Source organism: Allobosea sp. BK604 (genome assembly GCF_004341515.1).
Taxonomy (GTDB): Bacteria; Pseudomonadota; Alphaproteobacteria; order Rhizobiales; family Beijerinckiaceae; genus Allobosea.
In genome coordinates this window covers 1-24,195 of sequence record NZ_SLZF01000016.1, presented here as the reverse complement: position 1 = coordinate 24,195, position 24,195 = coordinate 1, and the positions used below count along the sequence as shown (strand labels likewise).

The following is a 24,195-nucleotide window of genomic DNA, read 5'->3' as shown; positions in this document are numbered from 1 at the left end:
TCTCCGAAGCGCGGAAACTCTCTAACGTTTTGTTTTAACGCATTTTCTTCACGCGAAGCGGCATCCACTTCGCTCGAGAATCCTCTAGCCCTTGGGGAATTCCAGCCCCATCTCGCGATAGCGCTCGGGGTCATCCGCCCAGTTCTCGCGCACCTTGACGAACAGGAAGAGGTGGACCGTCGCCTCGGCCGCCTCAGTGATCTCCTTGCGGGCGGCCTGGCCGATGGCCTTGATGGTCTGGCCGCCCTCGCCGAGCACGATCTTCCGCTGGCCCTCGCGCTCGACATAGATCGTCTGCTCGATGCGGACCGAACCGTCAGGCCGCTGCTGCCATTGCTCGGTCTCGACCGTCGAGCGATAGGGCAATTCGTCGTGCAGCCGTTCGAAGATCTTCTCGCGCGTGATCTCGGCGGCGAGAAAGCGCAGCGGCGCATCCGAGATCTGATCCTCTGGATAGAGCCAGGGGCCGAGCGGCATCCTCGTCTCCAGCCAGGACAGCACGTCCTTGACGCCGTAGCCGGTCAGGGCTGCGATCATGAAGGTGGTCTCGAACTGCCCGCGCTCGTTCACCGCGGCGGTGATCGCGAGCAGCTTTTCCTTGGCGACGGTGTCGACCTTGTTGAGGATCAGGAATTTCGGCTGCTTCAGCTCGCCGAGCCGCTCGAGCAGCCTGGTATTCTCCTCCTGATCGAATTTCTGGACATCGATCAGCACGCCGATCAGGTCGGCATCGGTCGCCCCGCCCCAGGCGCTCGTCACCATCGCGCGGTCGAGCCGGCGCTTGGGCGCGAAGATGCCGGGCGTGTCGACGAAGACGATCTGCGTCGGGCCGGACATGGCGATGCCACGCACCTGGGTGCGCGTCGTCTGCACCTTGCGCGAGACGATCGAGACCTTGGCGCCGACGAGCTGGTTCAGCAGCGTCGACTTGCCGGCATTGGGTGCGCCGATCAGCGCGACGAAGCCCGCGCGGGTGGGCTGTTCAGGCTCAGCCATTGCCGCCCTCCATGGTTTCGCTCCAGAGCCCCTCGCGGCGCAGGAAGGCCTCGGCCGCCGACTGCTCGGCCAGACGCTTCGACGGCCCTTCCGCCTCGGCATCGGGCAGGCCGGTGATGCGGGCCGCGACGCGGAAGAGCGGGGCGTGGTCCGGGCCGGAACGGCCGCGCTCGCTATAGGTCGGCGTCTGGTAGCCCCTGCCCTGCGCCCATTCCTGCAAGGCCGTCTTGGCGTCGCGCAGGGGCCGCGCCGGCTTCAGCAGGCGCTCGCCGAAGGCGCGCTCGACCAGGCCGCGCGCCGCATCATAGCCGCCATCGATGAAGACCGCACCGATGATCGATTCGCAGACATCGGCGAGGATCGCCTTGTTCTTGCGGGCGCCGCCGAGGATCTCGCCCTCGCCGAGCCGCAGATAGCCGCCGATTTCCCAGGCCGTCGCGACCTCGGCACAGGTCTCCTTGCGTACGAGATCGGCGAGGCGGCGCGACATGTCGCCCTCCTCGGCCTGCGGATAGCGGGCGAAGAGCATGTCGGCGATGCTGAGGCCGAGCACGCGGTCGCCGAGGAATTCGAGCCGCTGGTAGCTCGCGCGGCGCGCGCCCTCGGCGCTCATATGGGTGAGCGCCGTCTCCAGCAGGCTGCGATCGGCGAAGGCATGGCCCAGCCTGCCCTCCAACCTCGCGAGATCGGGCAGCTTGCGGGCGTTGTCTTGCGGCTTCGTCACTTGATCGTGCTGAAGATGCGGTTCCAGCGAACCGTCCACGGCCATTCCCAGACGCGCCAGGCCGAAGCGCCGTCATCGATCGAGAAGAAGATGATCTCGGCGCGGCCGACGAAATTCTCGAAGGGCACGTAGCCGACGCTCCGGTCACGCGAATCGAGCGAATTGTCGCGGTTGTCGCCCATCATGAAATAGTGGCCTTCCGGCACGACGAAGACAGCCGTGTTGTCGAAGGTGCCGGTATCGCCCTCGCGCTCGATGATCATGTGGCTGACGCCTTCGGGCAGGGTCTCGCGATACTGGATGACCGGAACGTTGCGGCCCCAATTGTCGGTGGTGGTGTAGTCGGCGACGCGCTCGCGCTTCACCGGCTGGTTGTTGATGTGCAGGATGCCGTCGATCATCTGGATGCGGTCGCCCGGCAGGCCGATGACGCGCTTGATGTAATCGGTCGAATTGTCGCTCGGCAGCTTGAACACGGCGATGTCGCCGCGCTTGGGCGGCGCGGCCCAGACGCGGCCGTTGAACAGCGGCGGGCTGAACGGGATCGAGTGCTTGGAATAGCCGTAGGTGTATTTCGAGACGAAGAGATAGTCGCCGATCAGCAGCGTCGGGATCAGCGAGCCCGAGGGGATGTTGAAGGGCTGGAACAGCAGGGTGCGGATGACCAGCGCGATCAGCAGCGCCTGGACGACGACCTTGATCGTCTCGAGGATGCCGCCCTCGTCCTTGGCCGCCTTGCCCTGCTCTTTCGCCATTTTCTTGATCTCGGCGTCGTTGGCCACGCGGGCGCTCCTTCACAATTCCAACGCGCGGCATAGCGGACTATTGGGTCAGGGACAACGCGCTTGCCTGCCTCTCACCACGAGATTGGGGCATGATCTCGTCCGCAAGCCGCTTTCCACGCCGAGCCGTCATGCACGCGTTGCCGCAGCCCCGGCCCGCACCAGCGCGACCGGCAGCGGGGCATTGACCGGCGGCGAGGGCTCGGCGCGCAGCCGCGGCAGCGATTGCGGATACTCGCGCTGCAGGAAGCCGATCAGCTTTTCACGGACCTCGCAGCGCAGATCGAAGGCGCGCGGCGAGCTGCGGGCGCTGACCAGGACGCGCACCTCCATGGTGGAGCGGCGGAAATCGGTGACCTGGACATTGACGACCTTGCCGTCCCAGAGCCGCGACTGCAGCGCGATCTCCTGGACCTTGGCGCGGATCACCTCCACCGGCGCCTGATAGTCGAGATAGAGCATGACGGTGCCGATCAGCTCGGCATTCTCGCGGGTCCAGTTCTGGAACGGCTTCTCGATGAAATAGCTCAGCGGCAGGATCAGCCGGCGCCAGTCCCAGAGCCGGACGACGACATAGGTCGAGGTGATCTCCTCGACATTGCCCCATTCGCCCTCGACCAGCAGCGCATCGTCGATGCGGATCGGCTGCGTCACCGCGAGCTGGATGCCGGCGAAGATGTTCTTGAGCAAAGGCTGCAGCGCCAGGCCGACGACGAGGCCGGCCGCCCCGGCCGAGGCGAGCAGGCTGACGCCATATTGGCGGACGCCGTCGAAGGTCATCAGCACGATCGAGAAGGCGACGAGCAGGATCAGGATCTCGCAGACGCGTTTCAGGATGCGGGTCTGCGTGACGTGCTTGCGCGCCAGCAGGTTGTCCTCGGCGTCGAGCTTGAAGCGGCGCAGGTAGACCGTCGTCCAGATATGCAGCGCGGTCCTGGCGATCCAGGCGACGAGCGCGATGAAGCAGAGCAGCAGGACATGGCGGATGACGCCCGTCTGTTCCTGCGACAGCGGCGCGACGCTGGCGGCGAAGGCGAGCGCGAGCGTGATCACGGTGAAGCGCGCCGGGCCGAAGGTGCGCGAGACCAGCGAGCGCCAGAACAGGTCCATGCCGGCGACCAGCCGCGTCATGATCTCGAAGGCGAGGCGGTGAACCAGCAAGGCCAGCCAGAACGCTGCCAAAAAAATGATCAGGGAGATGAACCAGGACGGAATCCACGGTAAGCTGCGGATAGATTCGGTGAACCAACGTTCAATCGGATTCATGCACAGCTCCTCAGAAGGCCGGCGGCGCCCACGTCGAGTCTTCGCCGCTGTTGCAACGCACAAGGGCGCATGAACGGTTCCAACTTGGCCGCGGGGGGCGGTCGCCCCGGAGCCTGCGCCGTTTGCCGCGACCGCTCGGGATGCGCTTCCCTTCAGAGCCTCACCCCGTCCTCCTTTGACGGGTCGTGCAGCGGTCCGACATGCGGTCGGCCAAACGGGGGTTCATCATGCAAGCAAGGAAATATGCCGCCGAAGTGATCGGCACGTTCTGGCTGACCTTCGCCGGCTGCGGCAGCGCGGTGATCGCCGCCGGCTTCCCGCAGGTCGGCATCGGCCTGCTCGGCGTCTCACTCGCCTTTGGCCTGACTGTCGTCACCATGGCCTATGCGATCGGTCATATCTCCGGTTGCCATCTCAATCCGGCCGTGACGGTCGGCCTCGCCGCGGGCGGCCGTTTCCCGAGCAGCCAGGTCGTGCCCTATATCGTCGCGCAGGTGGTCGGCGGCATCCTGGGTGCGCTCGTGCTCTACCTGATCGCCAGAGGCGCTCCGGGCTTCGACCTCGCCAAGGGCTTCGCCTCGAACGGCTATGGCGAGCATTCCCCCGGCCAGTACAGCCTCGTCGCCGGCTTCCTGGTCGAGGTTGTGATGACGATGATGTTCCTGTTCATCATCATGGGCTCGACCCATGGCAAGGCCCCGGCCGGCTTTGCCCCGCTCGCGATCGGGCTCGGGCTCTGCCTGATCCACCTCGTCAGCATCCCGGTGACCAATACCTCGGTCAATCCGGCGCGCAGCACCGGCCCCGCCCTCTTCGTCGGCGGCTGGGCGCTGCAGCAGCTCTGGCTGTTCTGGGTCGCGCCGATCATCGGCGGCATTCTCGGCGGCGTGATCTATCGCTGGCTCAGCGAGGAGCCGGAAGGCCAGATCGTGGGCAACGCGCCGGCGGAATAGCGCCTGGCGCAAATTGAGTCCTACGACGGATGTTTCGACCGCCCGCCCCTTCGGCGGGCGGCTCGCTTTTGAGCGGTCGCGATCAGGTCAGTGCCATTCCACCCAGCGGGCGTGATAATCGGCGCGTCCCAGTTCGCGCTCTGCTCCGCCAGGCCATTGGCCGAGCGTCACCGCGGCGCTGTCGCCATCGGCCTCCATGCGTAGCCAGTAAAGCGGCCGGTCCGCGGTCGCGGCGGCGCCCGCCTGCCTCATCGCCGCGGTGATGCGCTGCTTGGTCGCCTCCGGCAGGTATTGCCACATGATCGTGTGCATCAGCACACGCGCGCGCCCTGCCGGCCCCTCCTCAACCAACCGCGCCTCGACCCAGGCCGCGGCATCGGCGCGCTCGACCCGCCAGGGTGCGGCAGCGGCGGCGTCGAAAGCGGCCTCGGCCGTGCGCAGGCGCTCCGCCTGGTCCGGCCAGATATAGGAGAGCACGCGCTCGCGATCCTCGCTGCGCGAGGGATCGAGCGGATTGAGATCGCAGGCCCGGCGCGCCGCGACGGAGAGCGGCGCATCGAGCGGCGGCAGAGCGCCGCGCCATTGGCTCCGGATCGTCACCGGCGCAGCGCCGCCGCCCCATTCGGCCGAGCCGAGCTCGTAGCGCTGGCGCTCGAAGCCGAGATTGAGCCCGGCGCTCGAGCCGATCTCGAGCAGGTCGAGTGGAAGGCCGCATTCCCTGGCGATCGTGAGCGCCCCGCCCAGCAGCACGGCGCAGCGCCGAACCTCGTTGGTCTGGGGGGCGCTGTCGAGATAGGCGGTCAGGAATGCGTCATGCCCGGCGATGGCGGCCTGCACCGCCTGCCAGAGCGGCTCGGCCTGCGTCTCGTTCGGCGGATAGGCCGCGCGCAGCGCCGGATCGCGCCCCGAGCGCGCCAGCGCATTGCAGGCCCCGGCGGCGCGCAAGGAGAGCGCATCGGCCCGCGGATCGCCGGGCCAGTCGAAAATGCGGCGGTCAAAGGCGCTGCTGCGGTCGAGCCGCTCGGCCATCAGCTCGCAGAACAGCGCCGTGAAGGGCGAGCCGAGCTGGCGACAGCCCACGGCCTGGCCCATGAAATGCGCGTGGATGCGCTCCCTACCCGCCTCATTGCCGCCATGCGCCATGATCTGCTCCGTCAAACCGATTTCGGCCGCGCCTCGATCACGACGAAAGCCTGCGCGAGCGGGGGATCATCGGTCAGGGAGACATGGATCACGGTCTCGAAGCCAGGCGGGGTCAGCAGCTTCAGCCGCTCGGCCGCGCCGCCGGTGAGCCGCATCGTCGGAGCCCCGCTCGGCAGGTTGACCACCTCCATGTCGCGCCAGAACACGCCGGCACGCATGCCGGTGCCGAGCGCCTTCGAACAGGCCTCCTTGGCCGCGAAGCGGCGCGCATAGGAGCCCGCGCGCGTGGCGCGCCGGTCCGATTTGGCGCGCTCGCCCTCGGTGAAGACGCGATGGGTGAAGCGCTCGCCGAACCGGGCGAGCGAGGTCTCGATGCGGCGGATGTCGCAGAGATCGGAGCCGATGCCGATAATCATGTTAGGGCGTGTCGTCAGCCATGGTCAGGGCTTGGATGAGGTCAAAAATGGCCAAATGCAAGGAGCCGCGGGACGCCGGGACTACCGTCCTGGCGAATGATACGACACGGCAGATGGCCATTTTTCACCTCACCGCTTCGCGGCGGGGCGCCTTTGGCCGATTAGCGCGTCGCGTGTCGTAGCAAGCCGAAAGGCTTGCGTCCTCACGCTCCTTCTACTCGGCCAAAATCGCTCCCGTCCAACACTCTGACCATGGCTGACGACACACCCTGGCGGGCTTAGCTGCCCGCGCGGCCTTCGTCCATCGCCGCGCGCATCAGCGCGATCGACTGCTCGAGCCCGATGAAGATCGCGTCGCCGATCAGGAAATGCCCGATATTGAACTCGACGAATTCGGGCACGCCGGCGAGCTTGCGCGCCGTGTCGTAGTCGAGGCCGTGGCCGGCATGGACCTCCAGGCCGAGCGAGGCCGCGAAGGCCGCGCCGGCGGCCAGGCGGCGGAACTCGGCCTCGGCCTTGTCCTGATGGCCGTCGGCCACGGCATGGCACCAGGTGCCGGTATGGAGCTCGATCACCGGCGCGCCGAGCCTGACGGCAGCCGCGATCGGCGCCTCGTCCGGCTCGATGAAGAGCGAGACGCGGCAGCCGGCCGCCTTCAGCCGCGCGATCGGAGCGGCCAGCGCGGCCTCCTGGCCGACGACATCGAGCCCGCCCTCGGTGGTGCGCTCCTCGCGCTTCTCCGGCACCAGGCAGGCGGCATGCGGCTTGAAGCGCTCGGCCAGCGCGATCATCTCGGCGGTGGCGGCCATCTCGAAATTCAGCGGCACGCTCAGTTCGGAGGCCAGGCGCTGCATGTCGGTGTCGCGGATATGACGACGATCCTCGCGCAAATGCGCGGTGATGCCGTCGGCACCGGCCTTGGCCGCGAGATGGGCGGCGCGGACCGGATCCGGCAAGGCGCCGCCGCGCGCATTGCGCACAGTGGCGACGTGATCGATGTTCACGCCCAATCGCAGCCGGCTCGTCGTCATTGTCGTCCCCTCGCCTCTGCGCCGTGCATAGACCCGGACCCGGCCGGGCTCAAGGCAAGGAAATTGATCCGGCAGACCACGTTCGCTGATGGGTATCGCGGCCAATCTCCGGGAATTCTTGACGATCTGGTAACCGCAGCGCCAGAGCGCGGCAGGGAGGAAACCAATCTTAAGCGCTCCGCACTAGCCTTGCCGGCTACCAAGGAAAGAGCGGAGGGCAGCCGCCATGCAGCTTGCGGCCAATATGGGTGAGTTCGGAGCCGATCTCTCGCCGGAGCGCCGCGATGTGAGCCAGGCGCCCGAGCGCACGCTCGGCCATGTCGTCGCCTGCACCGGCGCCCGCGCCACGATCGCCGCCATGCTGCCCCAGAACGGCCGTGGCCCGTCGGAGGCCTGGGCCATCGGGCGGGTGATCTCGATCAATCTCGGCCGCAGCCGCGTCGTCGGCACCGTCTACGAGGTCAGGACCGTCAAGGAGAGCTGGGACGAGCGGGCGGATAATGCCGTGCATGTCGAGGTCGAGCTCGCCGGCGAGGTGACCGAGGGCGAGGACGGGCGCCAGCGCTTCCAGAGCGGCATCACCAATTATCCGCCGATCGGCGCGGTGGCGCATCGGATCCGTGCCGGCGACCTCGCGCTCATGCATGATCTCGGCGGCCGCAACGGCACCGCGGTGGGCCATCTGACCCAGGATGCCAGCATCCCGGCGACGGTCTGCATCGGGGACCTGCTCTCGCGCCATTTCGCGCTGGTCGGCACCACCGGCGTCGGCAAGTCGAGCGCGGTCGCGCTGCTGCTGCGCAAGGCGGTCATGGCCAGGCACAGGCTGCGCGTGCTGATCCTCGATCCGCATAACGAATACGCCCATGCCTTTCCCGACCGGGCGCTGACGATCGACGCCTCGACGCTCGATCTGCCGTTCTGGATGTTCCGCCTCGAGGAATTCGCCGATGTCGTCTTCCGCGGCCGGCCGGATCCGGACGAGGTCGACATCCTGCGCGAGGTCATCGCCTCGGCACGGGCGCGCTACCGGGCGCCCAGCGCGCGGGACATGCTGCGCGACGTCAACACCTCGCTGCTGAAACGCCCGCTCGACCCCAATGCGGCGCGCGCCACGCCCGAGAGCGCGGGCGCGGCGGCCGATGCGCCCTTGCCCTATCGCATGCTCGACGCTTTCGCTGTCATCGACGAGCTGATCGGCCTGCACGAGCTGCGCTATCCGCGCGCCGCGCTGCGCTCGCTCAAGGTCCGGCTCGAAGCGCTGCATGGCGACCCGCGCTACTATTTCATGTTCGCACGGGCGAACACGATGGAGAGCATGAGCCCGGTCATCGGCCAGATCTTCCGCATCCCGGAACAGGGCCGGCCGATCACCGTGTTCCAGCTCGCCGGCCTGCCCTCCGAAGTCGTCAACTCGGTCGCCTCCGTGCTGGCGCGCATCGCTTTCGACCTGGCGATGTGGAGCCAGGGCAGCTACGAGATCCTGCTGCTCTGCGAGGAGGCGCATCGCTACGTCCCCTCCGATCCCGCGCTCGGCTTCGCGCCGACCCGGCAGGCGATCGCGCGCATCGCCAAGGAAGGCCGCAAATACGGCGCCTATCTCGGCGTGGTGACGCAGCGCCCGGGCGAGCTCGACCCGACGATCCTGTCACAATGCTCGACGATCTTCGCGATGCGCCTGGCGAATGACCGCGACCAGCAGATCATCCGCTCGGCCATCGCCGATGCCTCGACCAGCACGATCAGCTTCCTCTCCGCGATCGGCAACCGCGAGGCCATCGCCTTCGGCGAGGCGGTGGCGACGCCGATGCGCATGCGCTTCGCCCAGGTGCCGCCGCACGAGCTGCCGGCCATGGCCGGCCTCGTCCATGACGGGCTGCCGCAGCGCGAGCCGGGGCTGGAGGAGCTGGTCAACCGGATGCGCGGCAGCAGCTGAGCACGCGACCGTGGGAACATCGTCGCAAGAATCTTGCATCCGGCCGGCATTCGCTGTATGGCCGGCTCAAATCATCTTTCCCTGCATCGCAAGAGCATGATGCCGAAAAGTGCGAAGCGTTTTCGGACGACACCTTGCTCTAACTCTTTGGTGAGAGACGGATTCAGACTTCGGATTGCGCCGCCTGCGACGCAATCCGAAGTCATCCGGCTCTAAGATCAGAAGGAGTCGCTCCATGGCTCGCGTTACCGTTGAAGACTGCATCGACAAGGTCGATAACCGCTTCGAGCTCGTGCTGCTCGCCAGCCACCGCGCCCGCATGATCGCGTCGGGCTCGCCGATCCTGGTCGGCCGCGACAACGACAAGAACCCCGTCGTCGCGCTGCGCGAGATCGCCGACGAGAAGCTGAAGCCCGAGGATCTGAAGGAAGACCTGATCCATTCGCTGCAGAAGCATGTCGAGGTCGACGAGCCGGAGGCCGAGACCGTGCCGCTGCTCGCCGCACCCGGACAGAGCGCCTCGACCCCGGATTCGGAGATCCAGTTCGACCGGATGAGCGAAGAGGACCTGCTGCGCGGCCTCGACGGCCTCGTGCCGCCGACCGAGAGCGCCGACGACGAAGACTGAAGAGAACGATTCACCAGCCTATGCTAAAGCCCGGCACTGCCGGGCTTTTTCATGCCGCCCTTCCAATTTTGCCTTGCCGCGTCCTGCTGCCGTGCCGATATTGAATGATTGCAAACCATTGGCAGGTACTGGGGCCCGCATGGGCATGATGCGGCAATATGAGCTCGTTGACCGGGTCAGGAGCTACAATCCGAACACGGACGAGGACCTGCTCAACCGGGCTTACGTCTATGCCATGCGGGCGCATGGCACGCAGAAGCGCGCCTCCGGCGACCCGTTCTTCGCCCACCCGCTCGAAGTCGCGGCGATCCTGACCGATCTCAAGCTCGACGATGCCACCATCGTCGCCGCCGTGCTGCACGACACGGTCGAGGACACGGCCGCGACGCTCGAAGAGATCGAGAGCATGTTCGGGCCGGAGATCCGCCGGCTCGTCGACGGGCTCACCAAGATCAAGAAGCTCGACCTCGTCTCCAAGAAGGCGGCGCAGGGCGAGAATTTCCGCAAGCTGCTGCTCGCCATCGTCGACGATGTCCGCGTGCTGCTGGTCAAGCTCGCCGACCGGCTGCACAACATGCGCACGCTGCATTTCGTGCCGCCGGAGAAGCGCCTGCGCATCGCCGAGGAAACGGCCGAGATCTACGCTCCGCTTGCCGGCCGCATGGGCATGCAGGAGCTGCGCGAGGAGCTGGAGGAGCTCGCCTTCCGCCATATCAAGTCGGAAGCGCACGCCACCATCACCAAGCGGCTCGAGGAGGTCACCGAGCGCGAGGGCCAGGTGATCAGCGCGATCGAGATCGACCTGAAGGAGAAGCTCTCCGCCCGCGGCATCCATGCCGAGGTCGCGGGACGGCGCAAGCGGCCCTATTCGATCTGGCGCAAGATGGAGCGCAAATCGGTCTCCTTCGAGCAGCTCTCCGACATTTTCGGCTTCCGCGTCATCGTCGACACGATCGACGATTGCTACCGCGTGCTCGGCATCGTGCACACCACCTGGCCGATGGTGCCGGGCCGCTACAAGGACTACATCTCGACGCCGAAGCAGAACGACTACCGCTCGATCCATACGACCGTGGTCGGGCCCGGCCATAGCCGCGTCGAGCTGCAGATCCGCACCGACACGATGGACCGCATCGCCGAATACGGCATCGCGGCCCATGCCCATTACAAGGACGGGCGCACCACCGAGCTGACCCAGTTCGCCGATGAGAGCCGGGCCTATCAATGGCTCAGGCGCACGGTCGACCTGCTGGCCGAGGGCGACAGCCCCGAGGAATTCCTCGAGCATACCAAGCTCGAGCTCTTCCACGACCAGGTCTTCTGCTTCACGCCGAAGGGGCGGCTGATCGCCCTGCCGCGCGGCGCGACGCCGATCGACTTCGCCTATGCGGTTCATACCGATGTCGGCAACACCGCCGTCGGCGCCAAGATCAACGGGCGCATCGCGCCGCTGCTGACCGAGCTGCAGAATGGCGACGAGGTCGAGATCACCCGCGCCGAGGGCCAGGCGCCGCCGGCGGCCTGGGAATCGCTCGTCGTCACCGGCAAGGCCCGCGCCGCGATCCGGCGCGCCACCCGCACCGCCGTGCGCCGCCAATATGCGGGCCTCGGCCGCCAGATCCTGGAGCGCGCCTTCTCGCGGGCCGAGCGCCCCTTCACCGACGACAAGCTCAAGGCGGCGCTGAAGCGGCTGGCGCGCACCGCGGTCGATGACGTGCTGGCCGCTGTCGGGCGCGGCGAGATGTTCTCGGGCGACGTCGTCAAGGCGGTCTATCCCGATCTCGAACCGGAGAAGCGCGGGGGCGCCGGCGACCCCAAGGCCGCCAGCAACGGCAAGGGCTGGTTCGAGCTGCGCAAGGGCGACAATCTCAAGTTCAAGCTGCCCGGCGAGACGCCAGGCGCCAACGCCATCCCGATCCGGGGCCTGGGCGGCGACCTGCCGGTGCGCTTCGCGCCCGATGGCGGCGCCGTGCCGGGAGACCGCATCGTCGGCATCCTGACGCCGGGCGAAGGCGTGACGATCTATCCGATCCAATCGCCCTCGCTCGCCGCCTTCGACAACGAGCCGGACCGCTGGCTCGACGTGCGCTGGGATCTCGACGACAAGGTGCCGCAGCGCTTCCCGGCCCGGATCGCCCTGAACTCGATCAATGAGCCCGGCTCGCTGGCGCAGATCACCACCACGATCGCCGAGCATGACGGCAATATCGACGCGGTCGCGATGAACCGGCCCAACCCCGATTTCACCAATGTGACGATCGACCTCACGGTCTGGGACCTGAAGCATCTCAGCGCGATCATCAGCGAATTGCGCGAGAAGCGGGTGATCAGCCGGGTCGAACGCGTGGTCGGCTGACGTTGGGGAAGTACCTCGTCCGGGCAGGGAAGCGGGCCGTTTTCCTTGTTGTGATTAGGTCGAAGGCCCAGCTTGAAACTTCCCCCGCTCCACCGCTAAGACGTTAGAGTTTTGTGACCGGAATCGAGCACCCAATGACCGAAGACGAGGTCCTGGCCTGAGCTGCCGAGCAAGACCGAGTGCGGCGAGAAGCCACATCGGAACGACCTCGCTGCTGAAAAATTGGCGGCCATTCGACATGGTTAGACCGCCATCTTTCTTAATTCTGTCATTTAAGGCATTCTTTGAGCAGGAGTAATTTTCCCATGGCCGCCGACCCGCGCATCGCGCTCTTCATCGATGGCGCCAACCTCTATGCCACGTCGAAGCAGCTCGGTTTCGACATGGACTATCGTCGGCTGCTCAAGGAATTCCAGGCGCGCGGAAACCTGATCCGGGCCTTCTATTTCACCACCCTGGTCGAGAGCGAGGAATATTCGTCGATCCGCCCGCTGGTCGACTGGCTCGACTACAATGGCTATCGCGTCATCACCAAGGCCGCCAAGGAGTTCACCGACGCGACCGGGCGGCGCCGGGTGAAGGGCAATATGGATATCGAGCTCGCCATCGAGATGCTCGAGCTCGCCCCGCATCTCGACCAGATCTACCTGTTCTCGGGCGACGGCGATTTCCGGCCGCTGGTCGAGGCGGTGCAACGCAAGGGCGTCAAGGTCTCGGTCGTCTCGACCATCACCACCAACCCGCCGATGGTCTCGGACGAGCTGCGCCGGCAATGCGACGAGTTCCTCGACCTTGCGCATCTGATGCCCAAGATCGGGCGCGACCCGTCCGAGCGTGGCTCGCGCGGCCCTGCTGCTCCCGGGACCCCCGGCAATCCCGGCCTGGAACGCCGCTACGGCATCCGCCAGGGCGACGAGACCGTCGAGCCCTGAGTCGACATGCCGCGCTGCGGCAGCGACGGACCGACGGTACCTTTCATCGCGCCGGCCGGTGCTTGACCGCGCCTGACGGCGCGCCACACTGACCGCTCGCTACCATGGAGGGTTCATCGTGCATCGTCGCCGCTTCATCACCGCGCTTGCCGCCGGCTCCGCCGGCACCTTCATGCTCGCCCGTCCAGCGCTCGTGCTGGCACAGGCAGCGCCCGCTCCGGCGGCTCCCCCGCCTCCACCGGTGTTCACGCTGCCTCCGCTCGGCTACGGCTTCGATGCGCTGGAGCCGAATATCGATACGGCGACGATGCGGATCCATTACAGCGCCCATCATCAGGCCTATGTGAACAATGCCAATGCGTTGGTCGGCCAATGGCCGGAGCTGCGGACGACGCCGATCGAGACGATGCTCGCCGATCTCAGCGCCGTGCCGGAGACTGTCCGCACCGGCGTGCGCAACAATGTCGGCGGCCACTGGAACCATTCCTTCTTCTGGGAGCTGATGACGCCAGGCGGCGCGCAGCAGCCCTCGGCCGAGCTGGCGAGCGCGATCCAGGGCTCGCTCGGCTCGGTCGCGGACATGGTGACCAAGGTCAACGCCGCCGGGGCTGGCCGCTTCGGCTCGGGCTGGGCCTGGCTCGTCGTCGACAAGGACAAGAAGCTCGCGATCATCTCGACCGCCAACCAGGACACACCGCTCGAGCTCGGCGCCAGGCCGGTGCTCGGCGTCGATGTCTGGGAGCATGCGTACTACCTCAAATACCAGAACCGTCGTCCGGAATATCTGGCGGCCTGGTGGAAGACGGTGAACTGGGACAAGGCCAACGCCAATTTCAAGAAGGCGATGGGGTAGCGTCGACCTGCCCCCTCTCCCCCTGCGGGAGAGGGTTGGGGTGAGGGGTCGCGCGACATCGGCCTTCTCGCAGATCAGAAAGCCCGGACGGGGAGCGTCGCGCGACCCCTCATCCGTCTCGGCTTCGCCGCCACCTTCTCCAGCAGGAGGAGAAGGAAATCAGCTGTTCTTGAGCAGCCGCTGCTTGTCGCGGTTCCAGTCGCGCGTCTTCTCGGTCTCGCGCTTGTCGTGCAGCTTCTTGCCGCGGCCGAGGCCGAGCTCGACCTTGGCCCGGCCCTTGTCGTTGAAATAGACCTTGAGCGGGATGACGGTGAAGCCCTCGCGCTGGATCGCGCCCATCAGCTTGTTGATCTGGCGGCGATGCAGCAGCAGCTTCCGCGGCCGCCGGACATCGTGGTTGAAGCGGTTGGCTTCGAGATATTCCGGGATATGGGCGTTGAAGAGGAAGAGCTCCTCGCCCATCGGCCCGGCATAGCTCTCGCCGATCGTCGCCTTGCCACCGCGCAGCGACTTGATCTCGGTGCCCTGCAGGGCGATGCCGGCTTCCAGCGTCTCGGTGATCTCGTAGTTGAAGCGCGCCTTGCGGTTATCGGCCGCGAGCTTGTAGCGCTCCGGATTGGGCTTGTTCATGGGCGCGGCCTGAAACCATATTCCTTGACGAGACCGGCCATGGCCTGGGACTCCGTTTCCGGGTCGGCGCTCAAGCCGTTGAGGACGCCGAGCTTGTCGGCCTCCTGCCGGTTCTGGCTCAGCTTGAACTTGCCGATGATCGAGGCGATCTCGAGCTCGATGCCGACAATGCCGCGGGTCTGCGCCGCAATGAAGGGCGCGGGCGCATCGGTCACGGCCCAGGGCTCGGCGCGCGGCGCCTCCTGCTGCCGGGTCAGGGATTCGAGCTGGGCCATCAGCCAGTCGCTGTCCTCGATCGCACGAGCCGGGCCACGCACCTGCACCGTCACATAGTTCCAGGTCGGCACGACCTTGCCGTGCTCCTGCTTGGCGGCATACCAGGCCGGGGTGATGTAGCGCTCGACGCCGGTGAAGATCACCAGCGTCTCGGCCCCCTCCGCGATGGCGCGCCATTGCGGATTCGGCCGGGCGAGATGCGCGCGCAGCACGCCCTGCTCGCCGAGCTCGGGATGCAGCACGAAGGGCACGGGATTGGCCAGCAGCCCGCCCTCGCCCGCCGTCACCAGCGTCGCGAGCGGGTTGGCGCGAATGACGCCGTGCAGCGCCTCGCGATCCTCGACCTTGAAATGACTCGGCTCGTACATCTCACCCTCCGGCGCTTTGCCGGGCGGGGCCGGGCGAGCGCAGCGTTGTTATTTAGGCATTCAACAGGCCGGCGTGAACCATCGCCTTGCGGATGATCTCGCCCGTCCCGGGCGTGACCGGCAGCAGCGGCAGGCGCACCTCCTCCTCGCCGCGACCGAGCAGCTTCAGCCCGTGCTTGGCGCCGGCAAGGCCAGGCTCCTTGAAGACGGCGTCATGCAGCGGCACCAGCCGGTCCTGGATCTTGAGCGCGGCGGCATAGTCGCCCTTCTGCACGCAGACCATCAGGTCCGAGCAGAGCTTCGGCGCGACATTGGCGACGACCGAGATGCAGCCATGACCGCCGGCGGCCATATAGGCCAGCGCCGTCATGTCCTCGCCCGAGAGCTGGATGAAGTCCGGCCCCATGGCGTGGCGCTGCTGCGAGACACGGGCGAGATTGGCGGTGGCGTCCTTGACCCCGGCGATGTTCTTCAGCTCGTAGAGCCGGGTCATGGTCTCCACGGACATGTCGACCACCGAGCGCGGCGGGATGTTGTAGATGATGATCGGCTTGCCGACCGCATCGTTCACCGCCTTGAAGTGCTGATACATGCCCTCCTGGGTCGGCTTGTTGTAATAGGGCGTGACCACCAGCAGGGCGTCGGCGCCGGCCTTCTCGGCATGAACGGCGAATTCGACCGCATGGGTGGTATCGTTCGAGCCCGCGCCGGCGACGACCGGGACGCGGCGCTTGACCTGGTCGACGACGATCTCGGTGACGCGCTTATGCTCGTCATGGCTCAGCGTCGGGCTCTCGCCGGTGGTGCCGACCGGGACCAGGCCATGGCTGCCGCTCTCGATCTGCCACTCGACCAGCGCGCGCAAACCGTCCTCATCCACCTTGCCGCCTTTGAAGGGGGTCACCAGCGCAGTTAGAGAGCCCGTGATCGGCGCGTGCTTGGTCATGGTCGAGGCGTCCCACAGAATTTCCACAATGAGTGGGCAAGACACATAAACCCTCGCCCGGCATGCGCAAAGCCGGCAACCCATCAAAATGCGTGGCCGTAGAGTTAAGGCTTCATCAATCCCCTTCCCGGACCATCAGGATCGAGCGTCCTTCAGGAATCAGCCATGTACAGGTCGCCTGCCGTCAGACGACTGACTACGTTTCTTGTGCCCACGCTGATCGCCCTGGTCATGACCGCCCAGGCCGGCGACGATGGCGAGCACCCGTTTCAGAACCAGAACCAGAATCAAAAGCAGCGCCTTGCGATTGTCGCGGATGTCGAGACCACCAGCGCGCTGCCCTATCCCGCCGAACAGCTCCGCCCGGAGCCGGCGCCCGACCTGACGGCGCTGAAGAGCGCGGTCGAGGCCTATCGCAACGGCTCCATCGGCGAAGGCGATGGGCTCGCCGCCTCGATCGACGATCGCGCGGCGCGCGCGCTGCTGGAATGGGTGGCGATCCGCTGCGGCGGCGGCGCGATCAACTTCGCCCGGATCAACAGCTTCCTCACCACCTATCCGAACTATCCGGCGACGACCCTGTTTCGCCGCCGCGCCGAAGAGGCGCTGATCGCCGAGAAGAAGAGCAACACGACGATCCGTGCCTTCTTCCATGCACAAAGGCCGGTGAGCCCGGCCGGACGCGTCGCGCTGGCGCGCGCGCTCAAGGCGGATGGCAAGGCCGCCGACGCCGCCTCGCTGATCCGCGAGACCTGGCGCATGGACCATCTCGGCCAGCCTCTGGAAAAGCTGGTCCTGGCCGAGTTCGGCGACGTGCTGACGCCGGCCGATCACCGGTTGCGGACCGAGCGCTACCTGTTCCGCGAGAAGGACGAGGCCGCCTTGCGCAATGCGGCGCGCGTCTCGGCCGATTACGTCAAGCTGGCGCAGGCCCGGCTCGCCAGCGCCAAGGCGAAGGCCCCGCTCCCGCAAAAGCAGATCGATGCCGTGCCGGCCTCGCTGCGGAACGATCTTTCCTTCCTGTTCCTGCAGGCGCAGCAGGCGAGGCGCGCCAACAAGCCGCTCGAAGCGGCCCAGTTCCTCAACAAGGCGCCGCGCGATCCAGCCCTGCTCGGCGATGGCGACGAATGGTGGGTGGAGCGCCGCATCGTCATCCGCAAGCTGCTCGACGAGGGCAATGCCGCCAAGGCCTATGAGGTCGCGGCCGCGCATGGCGGCGAGGACAATGCCGAGAGGATCGATGCCGAATGGCATGCCGGCTTCATCGCGCTGCGTTTCCGCAACCAGCCCGGGCTGGCGCTCGCGCATTTCACCGAAGCCTTCAAGCTGGCGGAGACGCCGATCTCGGTCACGCGCGCCGCCTATTGGCAGGGCCGCGCCGCCGAGGCGATGGGCAATAGCGAGGCCGCGAAGGCCCATTACGAGGAAGCGGCCGCGCATCCGATCGCCTATTACGGCCAACTCGCCCGGGCCCGCCTCGGCCTGTCCGACCTGCCCTTGCGCAGCGCGGCAGCGGCCGAGCTGACGCAGCTGCCGGGGCATCGCGGCGTCAGGCTGCTCTACCAGATCGGCGCGCGCGATCTCGCCGGAATCATGCTACTCGATCTGGCCCAGCGCCTGTACACGACGCCGGCCCTGGAGGCCGTCGCCGCGATCGCCAGGCGCGAGGGCGATGTCAAAGCCCTGCTAGCCGTCGGCAAGACAGCGCTGCAGCGCGGCTTCCCGCTCGACATGGCCGCCTTCCCGACCTTCGGCGTGCCGGATTTCCCCGTCGTCGGCGACCCCATGGAGCGCGCCATCGTCCATGCGATCGCGCGGCAGGAAAGCGCCTTCGATCCGGGGGCGGTCTCCCATGCCGGGGCGCGCGGGCTGATGCAGATGATGCCGGCGACCGCGCGCGAGACGGCGCGGCGCGCCAATCTGCCCTTCGACCTGCCGCGGCTCAGCCAGGATGCGCTCTATTCGGCCCAGATGGGCGCGGCGCATCTCAACGACCTGCTGAAGGACTGGAAGGGCTCCTACATCCTGACCTTCGCCGCCTATAATGCCGGCTCGGGCAATGTGAAGAAATGGATCGACGCCTATGGCGATCCGCGCAAGCCCGAGGTCGACGCGGTCGACTGGGTGGAGCGCATCCCGTTCTACGAGACGCGCAACTATGTGCAGCGGGTGATGGAGAACCTGCAGGTCTACCGCCACAGGCTCGACCAGCGCACCGCCTATCTGATCGACTACGATCTGAAGCGCGGCGGCCGCAACTCCGACTAGGTTATTGTCTTCGCACCGGCTTGTTCGGAAAAGCGCAATCCACTTTTCGGACCGATGATCTGGCTTCCTGTCTTGCGCATCGGCTGTTTCCGAAAACCGCAATCCACTTTTCGGGCCGATGATCTGGCTTCCTGTCTTGCGCATCGGCTGTTTCCGAAAACCGCAATCCACTTTTCGGGCCGATGCGCGAGGCGGCTCAGCCGCCGCGCCTGAGCGCGATGCAGGCGCCCCAGAACAGACTCGAGAAAAACCAGGTCGGCGGCTCGAAGCCGGCCTCGTCCAGCAGGGCCGCGACCGCCGCTTCCGAATGCGGCGGGTCGGCGCCTTGCAGGATCTTGCCGAGCTTCGCCTGGACCTCGTCCGCGCTCGCCCCGTGCATGCGCCAGCGCTCGCCCCAGGCCTTGAGCAGCAGGGGCTGGCTGGCATAGGCGTAGCGATTGCCGGCCAGGACCAGTGGCGCGCCTGGCCGCAGGCGCGCGGCGAGCGCGCGCAGCAGCGCGCGCTTGGGCTCATCGCCGGGGATGTGATGCAGCACGCCGATCAGGGTCGCCGCGTCGAAGCGCGTTTCGGCCGGCAGATCGTCGATATAGCCGAGATGAACCTCAGTACGCTCGAGCAGGCCATGTTGCCGCAGCCTGGCGACGGCCAGGTCCAGCATGGGCTCGGATGGATCGAGCGCCGTGAAGCGCCAGGCCGGCTCCAGCGCGCCGGCCGTGACGACCTCCTGCGCGCCGCCGCCCGCGCCGACGACGAGGACATGGGCTTCCCTGCCCTGGCCGAGCGTGGCCGCAAGCATGCAGGCGGAGAGCTCGTGGCAGGCATCATAGCCCGCCAGGGCGATGCGGCTCTGGGTTTCGTATTCGGCAGCGCGGCCCGGATCGAATTTCCGCGCCGCATCGGCGGATGGTGCAGTCAAGATTTGGGTCCTTTGATGTGGCGGCCGCAGAAGGGGAGCAGCGCAAGCGCTCCAATTGGCCCGCCGATATTGAGCTTGGCCGGCTTCGCGGCTAAGCCGCAAGCTGGTTCCGGGAATATCTCACGCGCGAGGACGGCATGAGCGCTGATACGGGCTTTCGGTCTTTCTTCATCAGCGCCCGCGACGGCCTGAAGCTGCACGCCCGCGATTATGGCCCGCTCGCCTCGCCCTCAATGCCGGTGATCTGCCTGCCGGGCTTTGCCCGCACCGCGGCCGATTTCCATGAACTGGCGCTGGCTCTGGCGCAGGACGAGGCCAAGTCGCGGCGCGTGCTGGCACTGGATTATCGCGGGCGCGGCCGCTCGGACTACGACAAGACCTGGGCGAATTACGATATCCGCATCGAACTCGACGACCTCCTGCAGGTGCTCACCGCGGCCGGGATCGAGCAGGCCGTGTTCATCGGCACGTCGCGCGGCGGGCTGCTGACCATGGCGCTGGCGGCGGCACGGCCGGCGCTGATCAAGGGCGCCGTGCTCAACGATGTCGGTCCGGTGATCGATGCACGCGGATTGCTGCGGATCAGGGGCTATGTCGGCAAACTACCAATGCCGCGCAGCTTTACCGAGGGCGCCGAGATCCTGAAACGTCTCTCGGACCAGCAGTTCCCGCTATTCGACGATGCGGCATGGGAGATGATGGCGCGCCGGACCTGGACCGAGCGCGACGGCCGGCTGGTGCCCGACTATGACCCCAACCTGATGAAGGTGCTGGAGGCGCTCGACCTCGAAGTGCCGCTGCCGGAGCTGTGGAGCTATTTCGACGGGCTCAACGCCGTGCCGCTGCTGGCGATCCGCGGCGCGAATTCCGACCTGCTCGCCGAGAAGACCTTGCAGGAGATGGGCGAGCGTCATCCCGATTGCGAGATCTTTGTCGCGCCCGGCCAGGGCCATGCGCCGCTGCTCGGCTCCAGGGACATGGTCCGGCGTGTCGGCAAGCTGATCAGCCGGGCCGAGAAGCGGGCGGCCTGAGACGAAGGATCTCGGGAAGGCTCAGGCCTTGCCCGGCTTCGTGCGCTTCTTCCGTGCCTGCTTCGTGGCCTCGGGAGAGGCTTCATCCGCCGGCCTGGCTCCGACTGCAACAGGATCGGTTTCCGCGGGGGCCTGCGCCGCCATGCTGGTGGCAGCGGCCGCGACCACCGGCGCAACGGCGGGCGGATTGTCCGGCTTCACCATCGGCCCCGCGCCCGCGACCGCGGGCTCCGGCATGGCCGCGGGCAGCGCGCCGCGAATGAGGCAGGCGAGATAGCAGCCGGCGAGATAGGCCGCGACGTAGAGCAGCGCGGTCTCCGTCCAGAGCGCGACGGCGCCATTGACGCTCTGCAGCCAGGTCAGGGCCGCGACCAGCAGCCAGCCGGCAATGGCATAGGGAAGCGGCCCGCCGGACAGCGGCAGCCGCCCGGCGCCGCTGATCCAGCCCATGAGAGCGCCCATGGCGAAGGCCGCGAGCAGGAACCAGGCGAATTGCGTGGCCAGATACAGCATTCCGGCCTCCTATTTCGCGACCGTGAACTGGACGCGCCGGTTCGTCACCTTCGCCTCCGGTTCGTCATGGCCGATCAGCGGCCGCTGTGCGCCATAGCCCTTCACGTCGAGTTGGGCCGCCACGATGCCGCGCTTGACCAATTCGTCGCGAACGCGCTGGGCGCGCCGGTTCGACAGGTCGAGATTGTCGAAGCCGAAGCGCTCGCCGTCGCGATTGGCATGGCCCTCGATCGTGACGCGCGCCGCCGGACATTGCTTGAGGATGGCGGAGGCTTCCGTGATCGCCCGCTCGGTCACCGGATCGAGCACGACCACCGCCGTCCCCTGGCCGAAGAGCACGGAATAGCGCTTGGTCAGCGCGTCCAGATCATTCTGGCAGGTATTGGGTGGGTCGATGACGCAGCCGGTCTGGCGCAGGCCGATATCGGCCCGCCCGCCGACGCCCGCCGGCAGGCCGGAGGCGATGCTGGTCTCGATCTCGGACTTGATCAGGTCGCGGCAGGTCAGGCCCTGGATCTCGAGCCCGGCCTCGGTCAGGCGGGCGCTGCCGAGGTCGAGCCGCAGCAGATTGGTCGCAGCCACCTGTGCCGCTGCGGCAAAGCTCGCCGGTGCGCCCGGGGCGATCCGCGCCTCGTCCGTGACCTTGCCGTGCAGGGGCGAGGCCTCCAGCGCCGACAGCACGGCGGCACGGGTCTGGGCATCCGGCCAATAGCCGGTCAGGCCAGCCCCCGACTTGTCGGCCGAGATCGTCAGCGCGTAGGGCCGCATGCCGACGGATTTCAGATCGAGGCTGCCCGAGAGGTTGCCCGGCAGAGGTTTCGTCGCGAGCAATGCGTCGAGCGCGCGCCATGATTCCTCGTCGGCGACGGCACCGGAAAGCGCCGCCGTCGTGCCGTCGATCGCGACAGAGCCTGCGCTCATGCTCGCGAGCGCTTCGAGGAGAAAGCCGGTCGCCGCGGCGTAGTCGGGCGTCTCACGCAGGTTCGGCTCGAGGCTCAAGCGATCCTGAACGAGGCCGGACGGCGCCGCCTTGAGCGCCGCCTGCAACAAGCCGGCTCGCGTCGTCGCGTCCTTCACGAGCCCGCTGAGGGTGACGCCGCCATCCTTCTTCTCGGCCTGCCAGCGCAAAGCGACGGGCGGTGGCGGCGGCGGAGGAGGCGCAACTGGAGGAGGAGGTGGAGCGGGCTCCCTGGCGAGGGACGCGCTGGTCGCCGGCGGCCTCGGCAGGGCCTGGGGCTCGGCCGGCACCGACAGGCCCGTGGCTGTCGGCGCCAGGGACGCTTCCTTCGCTTCGACGCCTTTCGGCACGGCCGCGACCGGTGGCGCAGGCTGTTCCGGCACCGGGACGGGCTTGTCGGCGACAGGGGCCGGCGGCGGCGGCTCGACGGGAATGAAGAGCGGCGGGATCTCCGGCAAGGGCGGCATGGGCGGAGGCGGCGGCGGGCATTCGATCGAGGCCTGCGCGACCGAATCGGGCCCATCGGTCTGCGCGATCAGCAGGCGCAGGGCCTGGCAGGAGTCGAAATCCGCCGGCCCGGCGCCGCTCAGCGTATAGCTGTCGGCGCTGAGCTCGACCTTGCCGCTGCGCAGCCGGGCGAGATCGGTGATCGCGCGCGCGGTCTTCGCGATGAAGGCGCTCGGCGCGCCGAGGGCCGGCTTGGTCTGATCGTCGATCCCGGTGGGCTCCGGGAAGCTGCGGCGCAGCGCGGCCGCGACCTGGCGCCTGACCGCATCCGAGGGATAGAAGCCGGTGATCGCGATCGCGCCCTGGGCGGATTTTTCCGCGCTCCAGCGATAGGGGCTCACGACCGGCGGCTCGAGATTGCACTCGACCAGCTTGAAATCGCCCTGCCCCGTCGCGGCCCGCAGCGCCAGGAAATTCTCCGGCGTAGCGGCGCGGCCCTCGATGCAGAAGCGGGTATCGTCCAGAGCGATCTTGCCGGTCGCGAGGCCGGGCAACCTGGCCAGGAGCGCCTGCGCCATCGCCGCAAAGCCCGCCGGCGCGCCAAAGCCCAGCTCCTGGCGGTCTTCGACGCGCAATCCGGGCAATGTCGCCCTGGCCGTCGCGACATTGGCCTTCGCCGTCGCCTCGTCCGGCACGAAGCCGCTCAGGGTGACGGATTTGTCGTCGCGGTTGGCGGCCCAGCTATAGGGCGTCATGGCCACGACCTGCGACAGGCCGCCAAGGGCGCGGCGAACGCCGAATTCGGAGCGCAGCCGCGCCATGGCCTTGTTGGCGCCATCGGCTGAGAGCGCCTCGCCGCTGATCCAGACGTCGCGACCGATGACCCGAGCCGCGATCGCGCGGGCGCCGGGCGCTTCGCCGGCCGTTTCCGCCGCAATCGCGACCGCGCGGCGCGCGACATCGCGCTGAACCGCATCGCTCAAGACGAGATTGGTCGCGCCCCAGAGCAGGGTCAAAGGTATCAGACCCCATAGCCAACCTGCCGGTTGCGCCATTCCAATCCCCGCCTCGATGCCAGCCCCATCTCGCCGGCTCGGAGCGAATTGCACCCTGGATATTTTCCGGCCCGACCCCTCAGGTGAGCGATCCGACCGTTCCGTTGTGGCGCTTTCAGCTACGCGAACCGTAGCCTATTTCGCTCGACACTGCGCTGACCTGTCAAGCGCGGCGAAGTCGCTAAGTCACGATATCCAAACAAAAAAGCCCCGGGTTTCCCCGGGGCTTCCGACTAGGATCGCGAGAGGCGATCAGAAGTCGCGCTGGATGCGGAGGCGACCAGCCCAAGCATCGTCGTTCTTGATGCCGAGGAGGCCGTTGCGGACGCTGGCGGCAGCGCCGGTGCCGACATTGATGGCTTCCTGAACCGGGCTGCGAACGTCGAGGTGGGTGTAGAGAACCTCAACGCCGATATCCAGGCCGGACACCGGCGACCAGATCAGGTTCGCAGCGATGTTGTATTCCTTCGGATCAAGCGAGCGAGCGAAGGCACCGAAGCTGGCGGCGTCGATGTACTTCAGCTTGAGCTGCGAGTACGAAGCGGTGATCTCGGTGCGCAGCTGGGGGGTCCAGAAGTGCTTGAGAGCCGCAACGAGCGAGAAGCCCGAGCTGTTGTCGACGCTGCCGGTGATGGTGTTCAGCGTGGCGTCAGCCAGGGTCAGGCCACCGAGACGGCCGACGCCGAAGGTGCCCGGATACCAGCCGATGTAGCCGAGCGAGCCGTCAGCATAGGCAGCCTGCAGGACGATGTTGTCGCCAGCGGCGAGCAT

General features: G+C 67.2%; 21 protein-coding genes and 1 pseudogene. 8 read left to right on the top strand and 14 right to left on the bottom strand.

The annotated features are described in order from the left end of the window. Positions 1-84: 84 nt before the first annotated feature. The 4 genes from era to EV560_RS34090 form a co-directional block, all read right to left on the bottom strand. The gene (era, locus tag EV560_RS34105; protein ID WP_131860327.1) at positions 85-996 is read right to left on the bottom strand and encodes a GTPase Era; all 912 of its coding nucleotides are present in this window, start codon (positions 994-996) and stop codon (positions 85-87) included. Beyond that, positions 989-1,720, bottom strand: coding sequence for a ribonuclease III (gene rnc, locus EV560_RS34100; protein ID WP_248312345.1), 732 nt, complete (start codon positions 1,718-1,720; stop codon positions 989-991). The genes era and rnc overlap by 8 nt, the downstream gene beginning before the upstream one ends. Further along, positions 1,717-2,475, bottom strand: a complete 759-nt coding sequence (lepB, locus tag EV560_RS34095) for a signal peptidase I (RefSeq protein WP_131860469.1) — start codon at positions 2,473-2,475, stop codon at positions 1,717-1,719. The genes rnc and lepB overlap by 4 nt, the downstream gene beginning before the upstream one ends. 156 nt (positions 2,476-2,631) lie before the next feature. Continuing rightward, a complete protein-coding gene (locus tag EV560_RS34090) occupies positions 2,632-3,768 on the bottom strand; it encodes a mechanosensitive ion channel family protein (RefSeq protein WP_131860325.1) in 1,137 nt (378 codons plus the stop codon). Between the two features lie 227 nt (positions 3,769-3,995). Here EV560_RS34090 and aqpZ point away from each other — a divergent pair, with 227 nt between their 5' ends. Next, complete coding sequence (gene aqpZ, locus EV560_RS34085) at positions 3,996-4,721, top strand: aquaporin Z (RefSeq protein ID WP_131860324.1); 726 nt, start codon at positions 3,996-3,998, stop codon at positions 4,719-4,721. An 87-nt stretch (positions 4,722-4,808) separates the two neighbouring features. On the opposite strand, the gene EV560_RS34080 is transcribed toward aqpZ, so the two are convergent. From EV560_RS34080 to EV560_RS34070, 3 genes are all read right to left on the bottom strand, one after another. Then, positions 4,809-5,879: a DUF2332 domain-containing protein gene (locus tag EV560_RS34080; RefSeq protein WP_465247067.1), complete on the bottom strand. Its 1,071-nt coding sequence runs from the start codon at positions 5,877-5,879 to the stop codon at positions 4,809-4,811. Beyond that, the gene (gene acpS / locus EV560_RS34075; protein WP_131860323.1) at positions 5,876-6,280 is read right to left on the bottom strand and encodes a holo-ACP synthase; all 405 of its coding nucleotides are present in this window, start codon (positions 6,278-6,280) and stop codon (positions 5,876-5,878) included. Before acpS ends, EV560_RS34080 begins: the two co-directional genes overlap by 4 nt. Positions 6,281-6,558: 278 nt before the next feature. Further along, entirely contained in the window at positions 6,559-7,311 is a 753-nt protein-coding gene (locus tag EV560_RS34070; protein ID WP_131860322.1) for a pyridoxine 5'-phosphate synthase, read from the bottom strand. Positions 7,312-7,537: 226 nt separating this feature from the next. Between EV560_RS34070 and EV560_RS34065 the strand changes: the two genes are divergently transcribed. The 5 genes from EV560_RS34065 to EV560_RS34040 all read left to right on the top strand — a co-directional run bounded on the left by EV560_RS34065 (position 7,538) and on the right by EV560_RS34040 (position 14,016). Beyond that, complete coding sequence (locus EV560_RS34065; RefSeq protein WP_248312344.1) at positions 7,538-9,247, top strand: ATP-binding protein; 1,710 nt, start codon at positions 7,538-7,540, stop codon at positions 9,245-9,247. A 235-nt stretch (positions 9,248-9,482) separates the two neighbouring features. Continuing rightward, the gene (gene rpoZ / locus EV560_RS34055) at positions 9,483-9,875 is read left to right on the top strand and encodes a DNA-directed RNA polymerase subunit omega (protein WP_131860321.1); all 393 of its coding nucleotides are present in this window, start codon (positions 9,483-9,485) and stop codon (positions 9,873-9,875) included. A gap of 145 nt (positions 9,876-10,020) precedes the next feature. Next, the gene (locus EV560_RS34050) at positions 10,021-12,231 is read left to right on the top strand and encodes a RelA/SpoT family protein (RefSeq protein WP_131860320.1); all 2,211 of its coding nucleotides are present in this window, start codon (positions 10,021-10,023) and stop codon (positions 12,229-12,231) included. Positions 12,232-12,536: 305 nt separating this feature from the next. Beyond that, complete coding sequence (locus tag EV560_RS34045) at positions 12,537-13,163, top strand: LabA-like NYN domain-containing protein (protein ID WP_131860319.1); 627 nt, start codon at positions 12,537-12,539, stop codon at positions 13,161-13,163. Positions 13,164-13,281: 118 nt separating this feature from the next. Continuing rightward, complete coding sequence (locus EV560_RS34040) at positions 13,282-14,016, top strand: superoxide dismutase (RefSeq protein ID WP_248312343.1); 735 nt, start codon at positions 13,282-13,284, stop codon at positions 14,014-14,016. Between the two features lie 159 nt (positions 14,017-14,175). Here the strand turns inward: EV560_RS34040 and smpB are convergent, their stop codons facing one another. Genes smpB through dapA form a run of 3 tightly spaced genes read right to left on the bottom strand, consistent with a single transcriptional unit; the run spans position 14,176 to position 16,236 of the window. Then, positions 14,176-14,646, bottom strand: coding sequence for an SsrA-binding protein SmpB (smpB, locus tag EV560_RS34035; protein WP_131860318.1), 471 nt, complete (start codon positions 14,644-14,646; stop codon positions 14,176-14,178). Continuing rightward, on the bottom strand, positions 14,643-15,290 hold the full coding sequence (locus EV560_RS34030) for an FMN-binding negative transcriptional regulator (protein WP_131860317.1): 648 nt from the start codon (positions 15,288-15,290) through the stop codon (positions 14,643-14,645). The genes smpB and EV560_RS34030 overlap by 4 nt, the downstream gene beginning before the upstream one ends. Before the next feature lie 52 nt (positions 15,291-15,342). Continuing rightward, positions 15,343-16,236: a 4-hydroxy-tetrahydrodipicolinate synthase gene (dapA, locus tag EV560_RS34025; protein ID WP_131860316.1), complete on the bottom strand. Its 894-nt coding sequence runs from the start codon at positions 16,234-16,236 to the stop codon at positions 15,343-15,345. A 165-nt stretch (positions 16,237-16,401) separates the two neighbouring features. On the opposite strand from dapA, the gene EV560_RS34020 reads away from it, so the two are divergent. Continuing rightward, complete coding sequence (locus EV560_RS34020) at positions 16,402-18,504, top strand: lytic transglycosylase domain-containing protein (protein ID WP_131860315.1); 2,103 nt, start codon at positions 16,402-16,404, stop codon at positions 18,502-18,504. Positions 18,505-18,700: 196 nt separating this feature from the next. Here EV560_RS34020 and EV560_RS34015 read toward each other — a convergent pair whose 3' ends face one another. Beyond that, positions 18,701-19,420: a class I SAM-dependent methyltransferase gene (locus EV560_RS34015; RefSeq protein WP_131860314.1), complete on the bottom strand. Its 720-nt coding sequence runs from the start codon at positions 19,418-19,420 to the stop codon at positions 18,701-18,703. Positions 19,421-19,557: 137 nt separating this feature from the next. Here EV560_RS34015 and EV560_RS34010 point away from each other — a divergent pair, with 137 nt between their 5' ends. Then, the gene (locus tag EV560_RS34010) at positions 19,558-20,451 is read left to right on the top strand and encodes an alpha/beta fold hydrolase (protein WP_131860313.1); all 894 of its coding nucleotides are present in this window, start codon (positions 19,558-19,560) and stop codon (positions 20,449-20,451) included. A 21-nt stretch (positions 20,452-20,472) separates the two neighbouring features. Here EV560_RS34010 and EV560_RS34005 read toward each other — a convergent pair whose 3' ends face one another. The 3 genes and pseudogenes from EV560_RS34005 to EV560_RS33995 all read right to left on the bottom strand — a co-directional run. Beyond that, complete coding sequence (locus EV560_RS34005; protein ID WP_131860312.1) at positions 20,473-20,964, bottom strand: hypothetical protein; 492 nt, start codon at positions 20,962-20,964, stop codon at positions 20,473-20,475. A gap of 9 nt (positions 20,965-20,973) precedes the next feature. Then, positions 20,974-23,385 carry an OmpA family protein gene (locus tag EV560_RS34000; RefSeq protein WP_131860311.1) on the bottom strand — a complete coding sequence of 804 codons (2,412 nt, stop codon included), beginning with the start codon at positions 23,383-23,385 and terminating at the stop codon, positions 20,974-20,976. 291 nt (positions 23,386-23,676) lie between these two features. Beyond that, positions 23,677-24,195, bottom strand: a pseudogene (locus EV560_RS33995) (porin); the annotation flags it as partial.

Bases quoted from the DNA above. Each gene is read 5' to 3' on its own strand.
- EV560_RS34050 (WP_131860320.1), top strand. From the start codon at position 10,021: ATGATGCGGCAATATGAGCTCGTTGACCGGGTCAGGAGCTACAATCCG.
- era (WP_131860327.1), bottom strand. From the start codon at position 996: ATGGCTGAGCCTGAACAGCCCACCCGCGCGGGCTTCGTCGCGCTGATC.
- rpoZ (WP_131860321.1), top strand. From the start codon at position 9,483: ATGGCTCGCGTTACCGTTGAAGACTGCATCGACAAGGTCGATAACCGC.
- acpS (WP_131860323.1), bottom strand. From the start codon at position 6,280: ATGATTATCGGCATCGGCTCCGATCTCTGCGACATCCGCCGCATCGAG.
- EV560_RS34005 (WP_131860312.1), bottom strand. From the start codon at position 20,964: ATGCTGTATCTGGCCACGCAATTCGCCTGGTTCCTGCTCGCGGCCTTC.
- aqpZ (WP_131860324.1), top strand. From the start codon at position 3,996: ATGCAAGCAAGGAAATATGCCGCCGAAGTGATCGGCACGTTCTGGCTG.
- smpB (WP_131860318.1), bottom strand. From the start codon at position 14,646: ATGAACAAGCCCAATCCGGAGCGCTACAAGCTCGCGGCCGATAACCGC.
- EV560_RS34010 (WP_131860313.1), top strand. From the start codon at position 19,558: ATGAGCGCTGATACGGGCTTTCGGTCTTTCTTCATCAGCGCCCGCGAC.
- EV560_RS34090 (WP_131860325.1), bottom strand. From the start codon at position 3,768: ATGAATCCGATTGAACGTTGGTTCACCGAATCTATCCGCAGCTTACCG.
- dapA (WP_131860316.1), bottom strand. From the start codon at position 16,236: ATGACCAAGCACGCGCCGATCACGGGCTCTCTAACTGCGCTGGTGACC.
- EV560_RS34045 (WP_131860319.1), top strand. From the start codon at position 12,537: ATGGCCGCCGACCCGCGCATCGCGCTCTTCATCGATGGCGCCAACCTC.
- EV560_RS34070 (WP_131860322.1), bottom strand. From the start codon at position 7,311: ATGACGACGAGCCGGCTGCGATTGGGCGTGAACATCGATCACGTCGCC.
- EV560_RS34065 (WP_248312344.1), top strand. From the start codon at position 7,538: ATGCAGCTTGCGGCCAATATGGGTGAGTTCGGAGCCGATCTCTCGCCG.
- lepB (WP_131860469.1), bottom strand. From the start codon at position 2,475: ATGGCGAAAGAGCAGGGCAAGGCGGCCAAGGACGAGGGCGGCATCCTC.
- EV560_RS34020 (WP_131860315.1), top strand. From the start codon at position 16,402: ATGTACAGGTCGCCTGCCGTCAGACGACTGACTACGTTTCTTGTGCCC.
- EV560_RS34030 (WP_131860317.1), bottom strand. From the start codon at position 15,290: ATGTACGAGCCGAGTCATTTCAAGGTCGAGGATCGCGAGGCGCTGCAC.